We start from the raw sequence: 18052 nt of genomic DNA on the forward strand, positions 1-18052 counted from the left end.
TATGGAGATGGATGAGGAATTTCTTGAGGTCAATGACATAGATTGGTTTGCAGTTGGTGCTGATGGATATGTTTGTCATTTTGCTACGGGAGGGCGTGGTTTCGTGCCGCGCCAGGTTGCGTCGTCCATCGAGGGCTGGCAATTGGTGTGTGACTATATTTACTCGCTTCCTATTTGCTCGGGCGTCATCGTGGTTGAAGAGAGCTTGCCTGATTTCAGCGGCCTCGCTCAGCGCGAGGCTTATCTTCGCTCTTTCCTTGAAATGGCAAGTCGCGGGATTTTTAGTCATGACGTAAGCGGGGATGGTTATCGCCTTATCGCCAAGCCGGAGCTTGCGCTTCGCGATGACGACCTTCCCGAGCGTGTTCGAAATCATATTCCAAGGATCGCCATCGGTTCGGACGATGTTCTGCTTCATTTGATGCGCTGAATGTGGCTTTTGTGGAAGAGTGTGAAAGGGGCAGGCGATGCCGGACCGGGCAATTGATCGGCTACCGGGTTACCCGGCTAGAACAGTCAATCCTTCGAATGACTGTCAGTGTGTTTTTTTTGGATGAAGAATCAGTGCAGATGAAGATCGAGCCCACTTTCGGTAGTGCAGAGGGTGGCGCGGAGCGAGACGCAGACTCGGCCGCTGACGAGTCAAGTGAAAAGAGTGCGCTGGCGATTGTGGTTGGGGACCGGTTCTCCACCTATTGCCATTTCTGGAGGCTGGACGACGCAGCCGGCAGGGCGCCGAGACGGTGGCATTGGCCGGCGTTCCTGTTTTCATCATTGTGGTTCTTCTTCCGACGCATGCCTGTATGGGGCACGATCTGGTTCATCGTTCCGCCTTTGGCGATGACCACGTTCACTCAGATGGGTCTGCCATGGTTCGCGGTAGTCGTCTTCGTGGTCTGCCGCGTGCTTGCCGGAATTCTGGCGAATTCCCTGTACCTGTCTCATTGCCGGAGGATTGCCCGCAAGGTGCTTGCCGGGCATGGAGGCGCGCATCGGCGGCGTGCCGAACTGCAGAAGGCCGGTGGTGTCAGCTACACCGCTCTGGTGATCGCCTTGGCGGTAACGGCCTCACAGAACACCCTGATCAATCTGGCAGTTCGTTCGATGCCGAAGGCAGCGCCCAGGCAGTCTTCACTGCACCTGCCGGCGAACCGGCCGGACCCGGATCTCGAATATGCGGAGAGGGAGGTGTACCAGGAGGAGCTGCGTGCGATCGCGATGACGGCGTGGCCGGCGGGTGTTCCAATGGACAACAATGTCTGCATTGTCGAGCTACGTCTGACGCCACCGGGTACCGTGCTGGATGCCAATGTTCTGGAGCCTTGCACGTTGGACGAAGCACAGCGCGAGCAACTGCTCGTCGAAATCAGGCGTACCGATTTCACGGTCGAGGGGAAAATGCGGTTCTTCACCCGCCATACCGTCATCGGCTTGCGTGGCTGATTCCCGCCACGGGCCTGATTTCCTCACGGTGAGATTCTGCTTGAACGCGTTTATGTTAACGCGGCGTTGTTTCAATAACTGATCTTAAAGTTTCCCGCAGTCGTGCCGCCACCGATATAGGGCCACGATCAAGGGAATTGAGATGCTCGCCTTACGCAACCTCCGTGTGGGATCCCGGCTTTCTGCCGGCTTCGGTCTGCTGTTGCTGTTCATCCTGGCCATTGTCGGCCTGGTGTTGTACGGAAACCATTTGAAGTCCGCCCAGTTCGAGAAAGTGGTGGGCGTGAACATGGTCAAGATGCGGTTGTTGAACGACATGCTCGATACCAACAACGCGGTGCTGATGCATCGCCGCCTGATGGTGATCAAGCGCGGCGAGGAGTTCGACAAGGATTACCAGCGGGCGCAGGAACTGAGCCGCACCTACGATGGAATCTGGGACAAGTACGTCAAGATTCCCCGCGATCCCACCGGCGATACGCTGGTGGCGCAGATCGCGGCGGCACGCAAGGCCACCGACGTCTCCACTCAACAATTGCATGAGCGGATGAAGGCGGGCGACTACGACGGTGCAGCCACCGAGCTGCTGGCCGAGCACGGTCTGGCCACGGCCTGGAATGGAGCGATCTCCAGCCTGCTGCGGCACCAGGAAACCCTGACCGAACGCAGCCGTGAGGAATACCGCGCCACGGAAGCGTGGACGGGAACCCTGTCCATCGCCTTCGGTGTGCTCAGCCTGATTCTCGGCGCACTGGCCGCGTGGGCGATCACCCGCAGCCTGACCCGCCCCTTGGCGGGCGCGGTGAAGCTGGCCGATGGCATCGCCAACGGTCGCTTGGACAACGTCATCGATGCCTCGGGCAACGACGAGGTGACCCAGTTGCTGAAGTCCATGCAGCGCATGCAGGGGCAGCTGCAGGCGGTGATGGCCGCGCAGGGCGAGATGGCGCGGCAGCACGATGATGGCAGCCTGGGTTATCGCATGGACGAGAGCGCCTTCCCCGGCGACTACGGGCGCATGGTGCATGACACCAACGCGCTGGTGGGCTCGCACGTGCACGTGCAGAACCGCCTGATCGAGGTGATGAAGCACTACGCGCGCGGCGACCTGTCGGTGGACATGGATCGCCTGCCGGGCGAGAAGGCGGCGATCACCCAGGCCATGGACGAGACCAAATCGAGTCTGTCGGCCATCAACGGCGAGATCCGCCGGCTGGCCACAGCCGCGGCCGCAGGCGACTTCAGCCTGCGTGGCGACGAAACACGCTTCGAGCATGATTTCGGCGACATGGTGACCGGGCTGAACCGGTTGATGCAAACCACGGACGAGAACCTGGTGCAGGTGTCGAGCCTGCTGCAGGCGATCTCGCGCGGCGATCTGACAGTACGCATGCAGGGCGATTTCCACGGTGTGTTCGCCCGCATGCGCGACGACTGCAACGCGACCGTCGAGCAGCTGACCCAGATCGTCGGCCGTATCCAGGCCAGTGCATCCAGCATCAATCTGGCAGCGGGGGAGATTGCCTCCGGCAATACCGATCTGTCGCGGCGTACCGAGCAGCAGGCGGCCAACCTGGAAGAAACGGCAGCGTCGATGGAGGAGCTGACCTCCACGGTGAAGCAGAACGCCGAACACGCGCGCCAGGCCAACCAGCTGGCGATCGGTGCACATGGGGTGGCTTCGCAGGGCGGCGAGGTGGTCGGCCAGGTGGTGACCACCATGAGCGCCATCGAAGCGTCGTCGAAGAAGATCGCCGAGATCATCAGCGTGATCGATGGCATCGCTTTCCAGACCAACATCCTGGCGCTCAACGCCGCCGTGGAGGCCGCGCGTGCGGGTGAGCAGGGCAGGGGCTTTGCGGTGGTGGCCAGCGAGGTGCGCACCTTGGCACAGCGCTCGGCGGGTGCGGCCAAGGAGATCAAGGGCCTGATCGAGGAGTCGGTGGGCAAGGTGTCCGACGGCTCGGCGCTGGTGCGTCAGGCCGGCACGACGATGGGCGAGATTGTCGCCTCGGTGCAGCGGGTGACCGACATCATGGCGGAGATCTCTGCAGCCTCGCAGGAGCAGAGCTCGGGCATCGAGCAGGTCAACCAGACCGTGATGCAGATGGACGAGACCACCCAGCAGAACGCCGCGCTGGTGGAAGAGGCCAGCGCTGCTGCGCGGTCGATGGAAGAACAGGCAAACCTGCTGGCCGAAGCGGTGTCGGTGTTCCGCACCGGCGCTTCGGTGGCGGCGGCAGCGGTCCGTCCGATGTTGGCAGCGGTCGCTGCAAGCGTGCCGCCGGTGCGTCGCGTGACCGGGGTGCCGCTGCGGAATGCCCCGTCGCTCGCTGCCAACACGGGTGGGTGGGAAGAGTTCTAAGCCGGGTGGGAGACGGCGCCCATCGCGAGGCTGGTCGCGATGGGCGCATTTTTGTTTCCTGAACCGATGATGGCCGCTCAGCCTCCGGAGACGTGGATTTCACCTGCAGTTGCCACGTGCAGGCAGACACTTGCGCCATACCGGAGCACAGGAGATGGCCATGAAGACCTCGACCCGATTGATGGTGCTGGGCACCCTGCTGGCGGCCTCGTCCGTTGCTGGCGCACAGAATTACGGCCCGCGTGATGAAGGGCGCAAGTTCAACGATGGCAGCCGCGTGGTCTGCAAGAACGTGGAAGTACAGCGCAATACCCGCGATCCCAACCGCATCACCGGTACCGCTACGGGCGCCGTGGTCGGCGGCCTGTTGGGCAACCAGGTAGGCGGCGGCAACGGCAAGAAGCTGGCGACCGTCGCCGGTGCCGTGGCGGGCGGTGCAGCTGGGCGGCAGATCCAGGGCAACCATCAGCAGAAGACCGGCGATCGCGTGGTCGAGCGCCGTTGTGAGCGCGTCTATCGCTGATGCCTCCATGCGATAACCCCTTCCACACTGCTGTACCCCGAACGCCGGCCCTGTGCCGGCGTTCTCCGTTTCCGGACCCGTTCCGTGGGGCAGGGCGCATGCCTATACTGCGCCGACCTCCAGGGATGAATCGCCAGTGAACAAGTCGAGCGCTGTAGACCGTCGGGAACCGTCCGATGTTGCTGATGCAATGCCTCGCACGACAGCCAGCTACTCCCGCGTGCGTGACCGCACCGACGAGCTGGAGCTGTTCATTTCCGGCCTGCTCGCCTTCGCACTGCTCGCCGTGCCGGGCTACCTGTTCGATGCGTGGGCGCGCAGCAGCCTGCATACCGAAGGTGTCTATTTCCAGGCGCTGTGGTTCGCCTTCAGCATCGGCGTCGGCATGTGCTACGTGCTGGCGGTGGCCTTGATCATCCACTTGGCCGTGCGCGGCTACTGGATCGGCCTGATCGGCCTGAAATCGCACTTCCCCAACGGTATCGACTGGGATCGGTTGACGATGCTGGGGCCGTTCTCACGCGCGTTCCTGCAGCAGCGCGACGGCGGCCTCGACGGCACCATTGAACGCGCGGACCGGCTTGCCACCATGCTGTTCTCGACCACGCTGTTGTGCGTGCAGACCCTGGCCGGCACGCTGGTGGTAGCCATTGTCTCGCTTGGCGTGGCGATGGCCATCGGCGCCGCCTTCGGCGATGTCGATCGCATCACGCTGGGAATCGTTGCGGTGTTGATGCTCTGTCTGCTCGGTCTGGCGATGGTGCCGATGCTGCTGGAAAAGTCGATCGCGCGGCGTCGCGCGCGGGGCCTGGACACGGCACGGCAGGAGAAGCGACTGCAGTCGGTGCTGGCTGGCCTGCAGCGGGTACCCATGCTGCGCCTGCTGCAGACCATGCAGTGGACCCTGCAGAGCAACCTGCGCGGCCGCTCGTTCACGGTGATCTATATTTCGGCGGTGATGCTGGCGATGGTGCTCGCCGCCCTGCAGGTCTATGGCTCGATGACGTTCTCGCTGTTCAACCGCTACAGCGTGCTGACCGAGGAGGCAGTGAACCACGGCATGCTGGGCGCGCACTACGAATCGCTGCGCTCGGCGCACGACCAGTTGCTGCCTTATCCGATGATTCCGGCCGATACCATCAGTGCATCGCGGTTGCGCCTGTTCATTCCCCATCGCCCGCAGCGTGACAACCCGGTGGCGCGACAGCGCTGCGCCGGTGGTGCACGCAACGAAGCGCAGGGCGCACTGGCCGCGACAGCAGCGGTGAACTGCATGGCCACGCTGTGGACGGTGCAGCTCGACGGCGGCAAGGTCGACCTGCATGATTTCGTGCCGATGGAACGCCGCGACCTGGACATGCGCGGGCTGGTGGGCTATCTGCCGATGGCGGACCTGGAGCCGGGCCGGCATGACCTGCGACTGGTCTGGAACGTGGACGGCGGCGAACGCGGCCCCAGCCGTCGTCGCGAATACAGCATCCCGTTCTGGTACGCGCCGGAGCCGTAAAAGGAGACGGAGGGCATTAAGTCGATTTCTCCCTCTCCGTGCCAGCTACGACTTAATCCCCTTCGTCCCCTTTGGGCTGTGCAGACGCCAGAGGGCGAGGGCGCCGTACAGCACCAGCAGCACGGCCAGGGTGATCAGTTCGCGGCTGACCTCGGCCAGGCTGGCGTCCATCTGGTTCAGGCGCACCATCAGGTTGATGCCGGAGGTGGTCGGCAGCAGCTGCGCCAGCCACACCAGCGGGCGCGGGGTCATCACCGCCGGCCACGACAGGCTGGCCAGGAAGAACAGCGGGATCGAGGTGGCGATGATGTACTGGAAGGCGCGTTCGCGCGTGCGGAAGAAACTGCCGACGAACAGCCCGAACGCCACCGTGGCAGCGATGAACAGGGTGCCGCCGAGCAGCTGGCCGAGCGGGTTGCCGCCACGCGGATAGTCCTGCACCCAGGCGGTGAAGCCGGCGTACCAGAACAGCCCGAACAGCCCGATCAGGCCGAAACCGAGGGCCATGCCGGTCAGGGTAGGCAGGTCGAACTGCAGGCGCCGGCCCAGCACCAGCCGGCGGCCACCGAGCAGCACGCCGATGCCCATCAGCAGCGTCTGGTGCACGATCAGTTCGGCCACGCCGGGCACGATCGCGCTGCCATAGCCTTCCTGCGTGTTGAACAAGGGCCGCTGCACGAGGGTGACCGGTGGTGCCTGTGGCGCGCCCATGAACGCGGCCTGGGTGACCGCCGCCTCACGGCCGAACGCACCCAGTGCATCGGCCACGCTGCCCAGCACCCAGCTGGCGCGGCCAAGATAGGCGCCGTTGCCGAGCAGCACCAGTTTGGCCGGATGCCCGCGCAGGATGTCGCGTTCTAGGTTGGCCGGGATCAGCACGATGCCTTCGGCATGGCCGGCCTCCAGCTGTGCGCGCGCTTCCTGCAGGTCGGCCGGTTGCCCGACCACATGGGCCACGCGCAGCGAATCGAGCTTGCGCAGCAGTTCGCGGCTGGTCGCGCTGTGGTCTTCATCGACGACCAGCACGGGCAGGTTGCCGGCCACCTGGTGGCGATAGGCGGCGGGGTAGAAGAACGAGTACAGAATCACCGCGCCGACCATCACCACGATCGCGTAGCGGTCGCAGAGCACGGCCAACAGGGTCTGTCGCAGGCTGTGCCAGATCCGGCTCATGTGCCTGCCCCGGCCGGCTGCGCGGCCTGCGGCGTGCGCGCGAACGCCAGCAGGCGCCAGCCGCCGATGCCGCCAGCAACCGCGATCATCAGCAGCAGCGTGGCCAGCGGCCATAGCGACACCGCCAACGGCGAGCCGATGAACTGCTGCTGGGTCTGCAGCTTGATGTAGGCGCTGAGCGGCAGCAGCAGGTGCCAGACGCGGGTGAACAACGGTGCGTCGATCACCGGGAACGTGGCGCTGGAGAACGCCAGCGCGGTGCCGATGCTCAGGCCCACGGCGGACAGGGCCGTGCCCATGTCACGGGTGACGCCGACGAAGAACAGGGCATAGGCCGCGGTGGCCAGGTAGAACAGCGGCTGTGCGAGCAGCAGCAGAAGCACGCTGCCAGCGATGCCGTCGCCACGCAGCCAGGCCAGATAGGCCGCGCCCAGCGCGCCGTACAACGAGAACAGCAGCACGTAGGGCAGCACCTTGCCTGCAATGGCCGACCATGGTGCATGGCCCAGCCAGGCGGGCAGGGTACCGTCGCGGATCTCACGGCCGAGGCTGCCGGCCACGGCCAGCGCCAGTACCAGCGACAGTACCGCCGGGAAGATCAGTGGCAGCAGGAACAGCTCGTAGCTGCGCGCCGGATTGAACAGGATGTCCGACTGCACCGCGATCGGGGCGGCACGCAGCTTGCCCGGCCCGACCTGCAGGCCGATGCGTTCGCGCAGCAACCGCGCGTTCCACGCAGAGACCGCGTCGCCGATATCCCGCGCGGCGGACTGGCCGGTGGTCATGTAGGTGGCGTTGTAATAGGAAAACACCGTGCCCTGCCGGCCGCGAAGCGCCTGGCGGGTCACATCGCGCGGCACCAGCACCACCGCGAACACCTCCAGCCGACGCAGCTGCGCGCGCGCCTCATCCATATCGACCGGTTGGCTTGCGATGCGCACGCCGGGGCTGGCGTCGAGCATGCGCAGCAGCAGGCGGCTGTCGCTGCTGTGGTCAAGGTCGACCACGGCAATCGGCACATCGCGCATCACCGATGCGGAGAACATCCAGGCCATCACCACCAGCATCAACAGTGGCAGCACGGTGACCAGCGCCAGGTCCGCACGGCTGCTGCGCAACCGGCGCAGTTCGCGCTGCCATGAGCTGCCGAAGCTGCTGCGGCTGGTGTTCAGTGCTGCGGCCATGCGAACAGCACGCTCATGCCGGGGCGGAAGCCCTCGATGCGGCGTACCGGGCGCACCCGCACTTCGAAGCTGCGCACGTCATAGCCCGATGACTGGCGGGTGGTGCGCCAGGTGGCGTAGTCGCCCGCGGGATTGATGAAGTAGACCTCGAACTCACCGTCCTTGCCGAGTGCCGGCACGCTGCCCTGCAGCTTGCTGCCGACCTTCAGGCCCTGCATCTGCGATTCGCGCAGGTTCATCGACACCCACATGCGGTCGATGTCGACCAGAGTGAACACCGGGTAGCCGGCTGGTACCAGTTCGCCCGGGTCGGCCATGCGCTTGTTGATCTCGCCGGCCACCGGCGCGCGGCCTTCCACTTCAACGCGCGCGGCGTTGACTTCCGCCACCGCGCCCTGGGCCTGCTGCACCTGGCCCTGCGCGGCACGCTTGTCCTGTTCGCGCGCGCCGGTCAACGCCATGTCGTACTGGGCGCGGGCGGCGCGGGCCAGTTCGCGCGAGCTGGTGGCCTGGGCCGCCGCTTCATCGCGCTTCTGCCGGGTCATCACCCCTTCGTTGAACAGGTTCTGCACGCGCCGGTAGGTGGCATCGGCAAGCGTGGCACCGGCTTCGGCGCGCTTCCAGTTGGCTTCGGCCGCGCGGATGTCTTCGCTGCGTGCGCCTTCGGCAGCCTTGTCGGCCACCGCCTGCGCCGCAGCCAGTGCGCCGTGTGCCTGCTGTTCCTTGGCTGCTACTTCGGGGCTGTCGAGCAGGAACAGCACCTGCCCGGCCTGCACGCGATCGCCCTCGCGGACCTTCAGTTCGGCCACGCGCGCGGTGATCTTGGCCGACACGTTGAGGGTGTCGGCGTCGGCCATGCCCTGGATCTGGTCGGCGGGGCTGCGCCAGGCCAGCCACAGGCCCAGCACCACCGCCACCAGCAGCACCACCAGCAGAATCGGCCCCAGCCGGCGCTTGCCCGGGGGCGTCGTTGCTTCGTCGTGCAACACATCACTCATGATCAATTACCTCGTCTGCACGCCGCCGATGGTCTTCGAAGCGGTCCATCTGTCCACTCACCTCGAGCAGTTGTGCCAAGGCGATATCGTATTGGTAGGCGGCCTGCGCACGTTCAACGCGGGCACCGCCAAGACCGAGCCGTGCGTCGATCACGTCCAGCGAGGTGGCCTGGCCTTCGCGGAAGGCCAGCTCCTGCAGGCGCAGGTTCTCGTCGGCCTGGGCGATGCTGCTGTCCAGCAGCACGAACTGCTGGCGTGCGGTTTCCAGCTCGTTCCAGGCCTTGCGCACACCCAGCGCGACCTGGTTCTCGGCCTCGCGCAGGCCGGCCTCGGCCTGTTCCTGCTGCGCGCGTGCCGCACTGATCTGTGCCGGCCGTGAGTTCGGCGACAGGAACGTGTACTTCAGGCCGATGCCAAACGCCCAGTCCGGATCGGTCAGCATTTCGTCGCGGCGCCGGAAGTCGTACTGGCCGAACAGGAATACCGTTGGCTTCAGCTTGGCCTGCTGCACGCGCACGCCCTGTTCGGCCTGCGCCACGATCGCCCGCAGGCGGGCGATCTGCGGCTGCCGTGCCTGCGCGGTGCGCTCGAAGCTGGCGACCGGTTCCAGCGGCGCGCGCTGCACGAACAGCGGCGACAGCGGCTGCACATCGCCGCCACTGCGCAACAGCGTGGCCAGCGCAGCCTTCAGCGTGGCCAGATCATTGAGCGTCTTCTGGTACTCGCGCTCGGCCTTGTCGCGGGCGACGGTGGCCTGCAGGCGCTGCGCACGCGTGGCGAAGCCTTCGCGTTCCAGTTTCTCGGCATCGGACAGGTGGCGGTTCAAGCCATCGCGCACGTCGCGGCGCACGACCACTGCCTGTTCGGCCAAGCGCTGACCGAAGTAGGCCTGGGCCAGTTGCACGGTCAGCGACTGCCGCTGCGCTTCGCGCTCGGCGCTGGCCTGTTCGCTGGCCGCGCCGGCAGCACGCTGCGCGGCCGGAATCAGGCCGCCGGTGTACAGCGGCAGCACCGCAGTGACCACCGGCCGTGTGCGCCAGTCGCGCTCGGTGAACGACAGCGGTGAGTCGATGCCAAAGGCTTCGGCCACCGGCGCCAGCGAGCCCAGCGGCAGGGTCAGTGTCTTCTGGAACTGCAGCCGCCGCACTTCGCCGGTGATCTCCGGCAGGCGCAGCAGGCGGGTGGCCTCGTGCAGGTCTTCCTTGTTGCGCACGCCGGCATCAGCAGCGGCCAGCGCGTCGGAGACCTGTTCCAGACGCTGCCGCGCCTGTTCCCATTCCAGTGCGGGAGGCGCGCTGGTCTGTGCCGCTGCAGCCAGCGGCAGGCTGGCCAGCAAGGCCAGGCCGGCAGCGCCGAGCGCGCGATGCATCCTTGTCCGTGGGCAGCTCAGGCGCATGCCGTTCCTGTAGTGAAGAAGTGGGCAAACGGTAGTGGTCCGCGCGTGAAGCCGGGGTCTGCGGTGGTCTGGATCATGCTCTTTTCAACGTAGGGTATTGCCCGCGGCGGTACGCAGCGCGTGGGTGATGTGTTGCAACGTGCTCGAACGCACGGCGGCATGCTGCCAGAACAAGGGTACGTCGAGCCAGCGACGCGGTTCCAGCACCACTATCTGTCCGGCCTCTGCCGCTGGCCTGACCAGGGCCTCCGGTGCCAGGCACCAGCCCAGCCCACGCGCGGCAGCATCGACGAAGCCGGTGGAGGAGGGCAGGTAGTGTACGGGCGGTTGCATTCGCGCGCGGGTGAGCCTGCGCAGGAAACGCCATTGCAGTTCATCCTTGCGGTTGAACACGATCATCGGCGCCGAGGCCAACGCCTCGGCCTGCATGCCCGTGCTGAAGTGGCGGCGCGCAAATGCCGGTGAGGCGATGGCGTGGTAGCGCATCGCGCCCAGCGGATGCACGTTGCAACCCTTCAGCGGTCTGCGTTCGGCGGTGACCGCGCCAAGCACGCTGCCGGTGCGCAGCAGTTCCAGGGTGTGGTCCTGGTCGTCCATGCGCAGGTCGAACAGGTAGCCGTGGCGCTGGTGCAGCTCGGCGATGGCGGCGACGAACCAGGTGTCCAGCGAATCGTCGTTGACCGCCAGCGGAATCGGTGTGCGGGTGGCATCGCTGCCGCGTTCCGGCAGCAGTTCGGCAAGCGCTTCGGCCTGCAGTGCCTGCATCGGCCGCACCCGCCGCAGCAGCACTTCGCCGGCAGCAGTAGGCCGGCACGGGGCCTGGCGCACCACCAGCACCTGGCCCAGCCGGTCTTCAAGCGCCTTGATCCGTTGCGACAACGCCGACGGGCTGATCGACAGGCGGCGTGCGGCGGCCTCGAAGCTGCCTTCTTCGAGCACGGCGGTGAAGGCGCTCAACTGCGGATGTACCAGGTCCACGCGGTGCCTCTTCAGTTTTTCTGCACAGGATAAAGAAAAACCAGTTTGCCTTAACGAGTCCGTTGGTCGCACCCTGCGCCTCTTCTCAAGGTGGAGAGCGTCGGATGTGGATTGCTGCGGCCCTGGCCGGTCTGTTTGCAGGTGCTGGCCTGATCATCGCCATCGGCGCGCAGAACGCCTTCGTGCTGCGCCAGGGGCTGCAGCACCGCTACGTGGGCATGGTGGTGCTGGCCTGCATGGGCGCGGACATCGCGCTGATCCTGGCCGGCGTGGGCGGCATGGGGGCGCTGGTGCTGCAGTGGCCGTTGCTGTTGCAGGTGCTGCGCTTCGGCGGGGCCGCCTTCCTGCTGTGCTATGGGCTGCAGGCTGGGCTGCGCGCGTGGCGCGGTGGCAGCGCGCTGGCCGCGGCCGATGCCAGTGGTGGCAGCCGGCGGCAGGTGCTGCTGGCCTGCCTGGCCTTCACCCTGCTCAACCCGCACGTCTACCTGGATACGATGGTGCTGCTGGGCAGCCTGTCCACGCGCTACCCGGGTGACCTGCGCTGGGCGTTCGCAGCGGGCGCCTGCGTGGCCAGCGTGCTCTGGTTCTGTGGGCTGGGGTTCGGCGCACGGTTGCTGCAGCCGGTGTTCCGCAACGCGGCAGCATGGCGGTTGCTGGATGCTGGCGTGGCGGCCTTCATGCTGTGCCTTGCGCTGCTGTTGCTGCTGCGCCCGCTCTAGGCCGCATCCAGCGCGCACAACGGGGTTTCACCAGGGCGCAGGGTCAGCACGCGCACGCCGCTGCCGGTCACGGCCACGGTGTGCTCGAACTGCGCCGACAGCTTGCCGTCACGGGTATACACCGGCCATTCGTCGGGCTGCTGGCGGATGGCAGGCTTGCCCTGATTGAGCATCGGCTCGATGGTGAACACCATGCCTTCCTGCAGCTCCATGCCGGTGCCGGCATGGCCGTAATGCAGGATCTGCGGTTCCTCGTGCATCTCCTGGCCGATACCGTGGCCGCAGTACTCCTTGACCACGCAGTAGCCGTGGCTGCGGGCGTGGCGGGCGATGGCGTGGCCGATATCGCCCAGGCGCGCGCCGGGCCGCACGGCGGCGATGCCTTTCCACATGGCCTGGTAGGTCACCTGCACCAGCTTGCGCGCGGCGTAGTCGGCATCACCCACAACATACGTGGTGCTGGAGTCGGCAATGTAGCCGTTCTTCTCCAGCGTGATGTCGAGGTTGACGATCTGGCCATTGCGCAGCACGTCATCGGCCGACGGCATGCCGTGGCAGATGACGTTGTCGATCGAGGCATTGAGCACGTACGGGAACCCGTACTGCCCCTTGCTGGCGGGCCGTGCCTGCAGCTCGTCGACGATCATCCGCTCGACGATGTCGTTGATCTCCAGCGTGCTGCGGCCCTGCAGCGGCAGGGCGTCGAGCATGGCGAAGATCTGCGCCAGCAGTCGTCCGGACTCGGCCAGGCGGTCGATCTCGTCGGGGCGCTTGATCATGGCCATCGGCTCAGGCCCGCCCGGGGGCAAGCAGCTGCGGCTGCACACCGGCGGCGCGCAGTTCACTGGCGACGACGTCCTGGAAGCTCAGGGTCGGGTTCATCTCGCACAGCATGCCGACCCGGATCCAGAACGTGGCCTGGGCGTTGATCGAGCGGTTGGAGACGGTGCAGGCACGGCGCAGCTGGTCGTGCAGGGTGTCATCGATGTTGACGATGCCCATGGGCGTTCTCGATTGGGGATATACGAAGCGTATACGAAACGTATATTCCCGTTCAAGCGCGTGGCATTCAGCCAGCGTCGGTGGCGAAGCGCAGGCGGTTGCCGTCCGGGTCGACGATCAGCATCTCGCGGCTTCCCCAGTCGGTATCGTGTGGCGGCTGCTCGATGGATACTCCCGCAGCGCTGAACGCGCGGTGCAGGCCATCGACGTCGGTGACGATGAAATACACCGCACCGCCCACCTCGCAGTCGCCGGTGTGTTCGGTCAGGAAGATCGTCTGGCCTTCGCGGGTGAGCCGGGCGAACAGCGGGAAGCCGGGTTCGAAGCGGTGCTCCCAGTCGACGAGGAAGCCCAGGCCCTGCACGTAGAAGGGCAGGCTGGTATCGGCATGGCGCATGCGCAGCTGCGGGATGACGGTCTGGGGCATGGCAGCGGCTCCGGGGGCGGACGTCCAGTGTAATGCCGGCCGCTGGCCGGCATCCTCGTGAGCCCGGGAACAACGAGGTTGCCGGCCAGCGGCCGGCACTACCGACTCTGCCTGGGTCTGGCAGGTGCCAACCTTGGTTGGCACATCGTGGTACAGCTGCCGGTCAGCGGCCGGCACTACCCCCGCTCAGCAGGCCGTCGGAACGGCGGCCATCGCCGCCAGCAGTTCGCGGTTCACCTGCTGGTGCTGCTGCTGCCATGCCGGAAGATCATCGGCGCTGACGTCGGGCTGACCATCCAGCGATGACAACCAGCGCTTGAAACGGCTCTGGTAGTTGGCAAGTGACACCTCGCCGGTGATGTCGCTGCCCACCAGTCCACCGGTGCGCAGGGCCTCGATCACCATCAGCGCGTGTTCAAGCTGGAAGCGGCCCTGGTCCCAGTTGCTGCGGGCGACATCTTCAGCGAACACGTCCTTGTCGATCGACAGGTAGGTCGGTTGAGGGGCCTGCGCCTGTTCGGCGGCGAACGCGGCGACCAGGGCCTCGGGATGGTCGAAGTGGCGGAAGGCAGCTGACATGCCCACGCGGCTGGCCCAGCCCACATCCACATCCATGCACCAGTAGGTCAGCCGCCGCCCCAGCAGCGGCCGCCAGTGGTTCTCCCACGCATGGCCCAGGCCGATATCGGCGGAGGTGATGCCCAGCACATGCACATGCGATACCTGCGGCAATGCGGCGGCAGCATTGACCCAGGAACCGCAGTGCATGCCGAAGGGAAAGCGCATGTTGTCCGGATGGTTGTCCAGCACCACCAGCTGGAACGGGGCACGCGTGTGCAGGTGCTGCAGCAGCGGCAGGCTGAGATGGTGGAAGTCGCCGCTGCCGAGCATGACCGTGCCGAGCTGTGCCGGCAGCGGCCGAAGAACTTCAGTGGCGAAGCGTGACAGCGTGGCGTTGCGGCAGGCAAAGCGCAGCGGGTCATGCCAGTGCTGCAGCGCAAGCGTGCGTGCCTGTGGCAATGGCAGTACGCCACCATCGAGGTCGAGGATCAGCGGCGGACGCAGTTGCATCGGTCAGCCTCCTCCATCCGGCTCAGCCTGCAGGTGCGGGGCCAGCCTGCGCAGGACGGCGCGCAGCAGCGGCGAACGCGCATGCACCGCGTGTACGGTGGAGGTGAAGCGGGCACCCAGTTCGGCCTTGATGCGTGAATCGGTCCAGCCGGCAACGTAGTGGCTGAGGCCGTGCTGCAACGCGTATTCCAGGTTGTGCATCCAGCTGACCGAGTACAGGTTGTGGTCGCGCGACTGCGGATAGGACAGGCCGATGTACTTGTCCACCAGCTTGCCGGCATGCACGTAGCACAGGTTCCAGCCGATCAGCTCGCCGTTGTGGCGGTAAAGGAACAAGCGCCCCTGTCCCTGCGTATCTGCCAGCAGGTGCTGGAAGAAGGGTAGCTCAAGCCGGTCGAAATGCACGGCGCTCTGTGCATACACCTGCAGGTACAGCGCATGCAGTTCGGCCTGCAGCCGCGGTTCGGCAAGGGCAGGGTCACCGGTGGCGATGCAGTCGATCTGCAGGTTGCTGCGTGAGCGCAGCTTGCGCCGGATGTTCTTGCGACGCGCTGCGGACAGGCGTGCCAGATAGGCGTCGATGCAATCGAAATCGATCGCCACCCATGCCAGCGGCATGCCTTCCAGCGGGATGAAACCGCGTGCTTCCAGCGCCTGCAGGAAGGCGTGGCTGTGTGCGTTGGCGGCATCGTCCAGCAAGGGCGAATCGATCGCCAGATCCTTGACCACCAGCAGCCGGCTGTCACCGACGCCATGGCGCAGCACGTCGTCGGCCAGTGCAGCCGCCGACACATGCGCCGGCAGCGGTGTGTACTCGGTGCTGGTGGCACCGATGAACCGCGTCTGCCAGGTCAGCCACGGCCGCCACAGGCGCGACAGCGGCAGCCCCAGCAGGCGCGAGCGCAGTGCATCGTCCAGGGTTGTGGTCAGATCCAATGGCGCACGGAAACTGGGCAGGCCGCTGGGCAGGCGGCTGGCATCGAACCCCAGGGGAGGGTGGGCCAGGAAGCCCTCCAGCAGCGCGGCCGGTTCCAGCGCGGTGCTGGATACACGCGGGATCATGTCCATGCGGGGCACGGGAACCGGCAGCGCATTCCCGCTCAGCCCTTGGCCTTGGTCAGCAGCTGGTCCAGCAGGGTAATCGCCAGGTCGATCTCTTCGTAGCTGATGTTCAACGAGGGCGCGAAGGTGATCACGTTCTTGTACCAGCCACCCACATCGAGCACGAGGCCCATGCGCTTGCCGTCGTGCAGCAGGTCGCCGGCCAGGCCGATGTCGACCATGCGGTCCAGCAGTTCACGGTTCGGGGTGAAGCCATCGGCGGCGCAGATTTCCGCACGCAGTGCCAGGCCGAGGCCATCGACATCGCCGATTTCCGGATGGCGCTTCTGCAGACCGCGCAGGCCGTCGAGGAAGTAGGCCCCCTTCTCCGGCACGGTGCGCTCGTAGTCCATCTCCTTGCCCAGCTTCAGCACTTCCAGGCCTAGGCGCGTGCCCAGCGGATTGGAGTTGAAGGTGGAGTGGGTGGAGCCCGGTGGGAACACGGTCGGGTTGATCAGCTCTTCGCGCGCCCACAGGCCAGACAACGGGTTGAGGCCATTGGTCAGCGCCTTGCCGAACACCAGCACGTCCGGGGTGACATCGAAGTGTTCGATGGCCCACAGCTTGCCGGTGCGCCAGAAGCCCATCTGGATCTCATCGACGACCATCAGGATGCCGTACTTGTCCAGCACGCGCTTGAGGCCCTTGAAGAAGTTGCGCGGCGGAATGACGTAGCCGCCGGTGCCCTGGATCGGCTCGACGTAGAACGCGGCGTACTCGGCCTGGCCGACCTTGGGATCCCACACGCCGTTGTACTCGCTTTCGAACAGGCGCTCGAACTGGTGCACACAGTGGTCGGAGTACTCGTCCGGGGTCATGCCCTTCGGGCGACGGAACGGATACGGGAACGGGATGAACATCGCGCGTTCGCCGAAATGGCCGTAGCGGCGGCGGTAGCGGTAGCTGGAGGTGATCGACGAGGCGCCGAGGGTGCGGCCGTGGTAGCCGCCTTCGAAGGCGAACATCAGGCTCTTGCCGTTGCGCGCGTTGCGGACGATCTTCAGCGAATCCTCCACCGCCTGCGCACCACCGACGTTGAAGTGCACACGGCCATCAAGGCCGAACTTCTCGTGCATGTCCACCGCGATGGTCTTGGCCAGCTGCACACGGGTGGGGTGCAGGTACTGGCTGGCGACCTGCGGCAGGGTGTCGATCTGGTCCTTCAGCGCATTGTTCAGGCGCTGGTTGGCGTAACCGAAGTTGCACGCCGAGTACCACATCTGCAGATCGAGGTACGGGGTGCCGGCGGCATCGAACATGTAGCTGCCTTCGCAGCGCTGGAAGATCTTCGGCGGATCAACGTAGTGCACGGTGTCGCCGAAGGAGCTGTAGCGGGCTTCATCTGCCAGCAGCTGTGCATCGGTGATGGCGGCATCGGCGTTCTTGTCAAAAATATTCATCGGTTCGATTCCGGAGAGGGCATTCAAAGGAAGCAACGGGCGGAGCGATCAGGCGGTGGCGAGCAGCCGCGGAAGCGAGGGCTGAAGCAGGCTGCCGTCGAGCAGGCGCGGCAGCAGCGCAGTAGCGTCGTGGAAGGTGTCGATGGCGGCGTGGGGAATGCCGGCGTCGGTGCAATGGGCAATCAGGCGACGCTTGGCGAACACGAAATCGGCGTGTTCGGATACGCAGAAATCGGAGGCGCCATCGCCGATCATCAGCACGCGGGGAGCTTCGTCAGCACGCGCCTGCGCCGCGCAGGTGCACTTGCAGGTGCCGCTGCGGCAGCCTTCGGCCTGGTAGGGAGATTCAAGCTGCCAATGGCCGTCAGACCAGCGCAGGTGATTGGCCACCACAGGCAGCGGCGGCAGGCCGTGATTGGCGAGGATGCGATGGATTGCGTAGTCCAGGCCGTCGCTGACGATGCGCAGTGGCAGGCCCAACGCCTGCGCGCGTTTGACGAAAGCGGCGAAGCCCGGATCGATCCGTACCTGGTCCAGGTGTGCATCGAGGGTGGCCGGATCAAGCTTCAGCAGGCGGACCTGGCCCTGCATGCATTCACGCGAACCGATCTCGCCTGAGCGCCACTGGTCTTCCAGCTGCTGCCAACCGGGCTGGCCGAAGTTTTCCAGCAGCGAATCAATGACGTCCTCGAGGCTGATGGTGCCATCGAAGTCACACAGGATGCTCCATTGCATGGGCAGCTCCGTCGATGAAGAGAGGCCTTG

General features: G+C 65.7%; 18 protein-coding genes. 6 read left to right on the plus strand and 12 right to left on the minus strand.

Annotated elements, in window-relative coordinates:
• Position 1: 1 nt before the first annotated feature.
• The 5 genes from BW38_RS12075 (at position 2) to BW38_RS12055 (ending at position 5838) form a co-directional block, all read left to right on the plus strand.
• On the plus strand, positions 2–430 hold the full coding sequence (locus BW38_RS12075; RefSeq protein ID WP_051584975.1) for a hypothetical protein: 429 nt from the start codon (positions 2–4) through the stop codon (positions 428–430).
• A gap of 140 nt (positions 431–570) precedes the next feature.
• Positions 571–1443, plus strand: coding sequence for a DUF2628 domain-containing protein (locus BW38_RS12070; protein WP_235189926.1), 873 nt, complete (start codon positions 571–573; stop codon positions 1441–1443).
• A 142-nt stretch (positions 1444–1585) separates the two neighbouring features.
• Entirely contained in the window at positions 1586–3808 is a 2223-nt protein-coding gene (locus BW38_RS12065; protein ID WP_032976011.1) for a methyl-accepting chemotaxis protein, read from the plus strand.
• Positions 3809–3962: 154 nt separating this feature from the next.
• Entirely contained in the window at positions 3963–4331 is a 369-nt protein-coding gene (locus BW38_RS12060) for a glycine zipper 2TM domain-containing protein (protein ID WP_025873797.1), read from the plus strand.
• A 190-nt stretch (positions 4332–4521) separates the two neighbouring features.
• On the plus strand, positions 4522–5838 hold the full coding sequence (locus BW38_RS12055) for a hypothetical protein (protein ID WP_200867499.1): 1317 nt from the start codon (positions 4522–4524) through the stop codon (positions 5836–5838).
• A gap of 45 nt (positions 5839–5883) precedes the next feature.
• Here BW38_RS12055 and BW38_RS12050 read toward each other — a convergent pair whose 3' ends face one another.
• From BW38_RS12050 to BW38_RS12030, 5 genes are all read right to left on the minus strand, one after another.
• Positions 5884–7011, minus strand: a complete 1128-nt coding sequence (locus BW38_RS12050; protein WP_032976013.1) for an ABC transporter permease — start codon at positions 7009–7011, stop codon at positions 5884–5886.
• Positions 7008–8195, minus strand: a complete 1188-nt coding sequence (locus BW38_RS12045) for an ABC transporter permease (protein WP_032976015.1) — start codon at positions 8193–8195, stop codon at positions 7008–7010. Before BW38_RS12045 ends, BW38_RS12050 begins: the two co-directional genes overlap by 4 nt.
• Complete coding sequence (locus BW38_RS12040) at positions 8180–9193, minus strand: efflux RND transporter periplasmic adaptor subunit (RefSeq protein WP_025873793.1); 1014 nt, start codon at positions 9191–9193, stop codon at positions 8180–8182. Before BW38_RS12040 ends, BW38_RS12045 begins: the two co-directional genes overlap by 16 nt.
• Positions 9186–10562 carry a TolC family protein gene (locus tag BW38_RS12035; RefSeq protein ID WP_181950189.1) on the minus strand — a complete coding sequence of 459 codons (1377 nt, stop codon included), beginning with the start codon at positions 10560–10562 and terminating at the stop codon, positions 9186–9188. The genes BW38_RS12040 and BW38_RS12035 overlap by 8 nt, the downstream gene beginning before the upstream one ends.
• Positions 10563–10673: 111 nt before the next feature.
• The gene (locus tag BW38_RS12030; RefSeq protein ID WP_032976016.1) at positions 10674–11567 is read right to left on the minus strand and encodes a LysR family transcriptional regulator ArgP; all 894 of its coding nucleotides are present in this window, start codon (positions 11565–11567) and stop codon (positions 10674–10676) included.
• Between the two features lie 104 nt (positions 11568–11671).
• Between BW38_RS12030 and BW38_RS12025 the strand changes: the two genes are divergently transcribed.
• Positions 11672–12286: a LysE/ArgO family amino acid transporter gene (locus BW38_RS12025; protein WP_032976017.1), complete on the plus strand. Its 615-nt coding sequence runs from the start codon at positions 11672–11674 to the stop codon at positions 12284–12286.
• Here the strand turns inward: BW38_RS12025 and map are convergent.
• The 7 genes from map to BW38_RS11990 form a co-directional block, all read right to left on the minus strand.
• Positions 12283–13065 (minus strand): type I methionyl aminopeptidase, encoded by a 783-nt coding sequence (map, locus tag BW38_RS12020; RefSeq protein ID WP_200867500.1) that lies wholly within the window; start codon positions 13063–13065, stop codon positions 12283–12285. The genes BW38_RS12025 and map overlap by 4 nt on opposite strands.
• Positions 13066–13075: 10 nt before the next feature.
• Complete coding sequence (locus BW38_RS12015) at positions 13076–13288, minus strand: ParD-like family protein (RefSeq protein WP_025873788.1); 213 nt, start codon at positions 13286–13288, stop codon at positions 13076–13078.
• A 67-nt stretch (positions 13289–13355) separates the two neighbouring features.
• Positions 13356–13715, minus strand: coding sequence for a VOC family protein (locus BW38_RS12010; protein ID WP_032976020.1), 360 nt, complete (start codon positions 13713–13715; stop codon positions 13356–13358).
• Between the two features lie 186 nt (positions 13716–13901).
• Complete coding sequence (locus BW38_RS12005; RefSeq protein ID WP_032976021.1) at positions 13902–14786, minus strand: arginase family protein; 885 nt, start codon at positions 14784–14786, stop codon at positions 13902–13904.
• Positions 14787–14789: 3 nt separating this feature from the next.
• A complete protein-coding gene (locus BW38_RS12000) occupies positions 14790–15854 on the minus strand; it encodes a GNAT family N-acetyltransferase (protein ID WP_032976022.1) in 1065 nt (354 codons plus the stop codon).
• A gap of 32 nt (positions 15855–15886) precedes the next feature.
• A complete protein-coding gene (locus BW38_RS11995) occupies positions 15887–17287 on the minus strand; it encodes an aminotransferase class III-fold pyridoxal phosphate-dependent enzyme (RefSeq protein WP_032976023.1) in 1401 nt (466 codons plus the stop codon).
• Positions 17288–17335: 48 nt separating this feature from the next.
• Positions 17336–18022 (minus strand): MtnX-like HAD-IB family phosphatase, encoded by a 687-nt coding sequence (locus BW38_RS11990; RefSeq protein WP_025873783.1) that lies wholly within the window; start codon positions 18020–18022, stop codon positions 17336–17338.
• Between the last annotated feature and the right edge of the window lie 30 nt (positions 18023–18052).

Origin of the sequence: Stenotrophomonas sp. RIT309, from assembly GCF_000632045.1 — a bacterium.
GTDB lineage: Bacteria > Pseudomonadota > Gammaproteobacteria > Xanthomonadales > Xanthomonadaceae > Stenotrophomonas > Stenotrophomonas indicatrix.

Coding starts and splice junctions, on each gene's coding strand:
- BW38_RS12075 (WP_051584975.1), top strand. CDS start 2: ATGGAGATGGATGAGGAATTTCTTGAGGTCAATGACATAGATTGGTTT.
- BW38_RS12070 (WP_235189926.1), top strand. CDS start 571: ATGAAGATCGAGCCCACTTTCGGTAGTGCAGAGGGTGGCGCGGAGCGA.
- BW38_RS12065 (WP_032976011.1), top strand. CDS start 1,586: ATGCTCGCCTTACGCAACCTCCGTGTGGGATCCCGGCTTTCTGCCGGC.
- BW38_RS12060 (WP_025873797.1), top strand. CDS start 3,963: ATGGCCATGAAGACCTCGACCCGATTGATGGTGCTGGGCACCCTGCTG.
- BW38_RS12055 (WP_200867499.1), top strand. CDS start 4,522: ATGCCTCGCACGACAGCCAGCTACTCCCGCGTGCGTGACCGCACCGAC.
- BW38_RS12050 (WP_032976013.1), bottom strand. CDS start 7,011: ATGAGCCGGATCTGGCACAGCCTGCGACAGACCCTGTTGGCCGTGCTC.
- BW38_RS12045 (WP_032976015.1), bottom strand. CDS start 8,195: ATGGCCGCAGCACTGAACACCAGCCGCAGCAGCTTCGGCAGCTCATGG.
- BW38_RS12040 (WP_025873793.1), bottom strand. CDS start 9,193: ATGAGTGATGTGTTGCACGACGAAGCAACGACGCCCCCGGGCAAGCGC.
- BW38_RS12035 (WP_181950189.1), bottom strand. CDS start 10,562: ATGCATCGCGCGCTCGGCGCTGCCGGCCTGGCCTTGCTGGCCAGCCTG.
- BW38_RS12025 (WP_032976017.1), top strand. CDS start 11,672: ATGTGGATTGCTGCGGCCCTGGCCGGTCTGTTTGCAGGTGCTGGCCTG.
- map (WP_200867500.1), bottom strand. CDS start 13,065: ATGATCAAGCGCCCCGACGAGATCGACCGCCTGGCCGAGTCCGGACGA.
- BW38_RS12015 (WP_025873788.1), bottom strand. CDS start 13,288: ATGGGCATCGTCAACATCGATGACACCCTGCACGACCAGCTGCGCCGT.
- BW38_RS12010 (WP_032976020.1), bottom strand. CDS start 13,715: ATGCCCCAGACCGTCATCCCGCAGCTGCGCATGCGCCATGCCGATACC.
- BW38_RS12005 (WP_032976021.1), bottom strand. CDS start 14,786: ATGCAACTGCGTCCGCCGCTGATCCTCGACCTCGATGGTGGCGTACTG.
- BW38_RS12000 (WP_032976022.1), bottom strand. CDS start 15,854: ATGGACATGATCCCGCGTGTATCCAGCACCGCGCTGGAACCGGCCGCG.
- BW38_RS11995 (WP_032976023.1), bottom strand. CDS start 17,287: ATGAATATTTTTGACAAGAACGCCGATGCCGCCATCACCGATGCACAG.
- BW38_RS11990 (WP_025873783.1), bottom strand. CDS start 18,022: ATGCAATGGAGCATCCTGTGTGACTTCGATGGCACCATCAGCCTCGAG.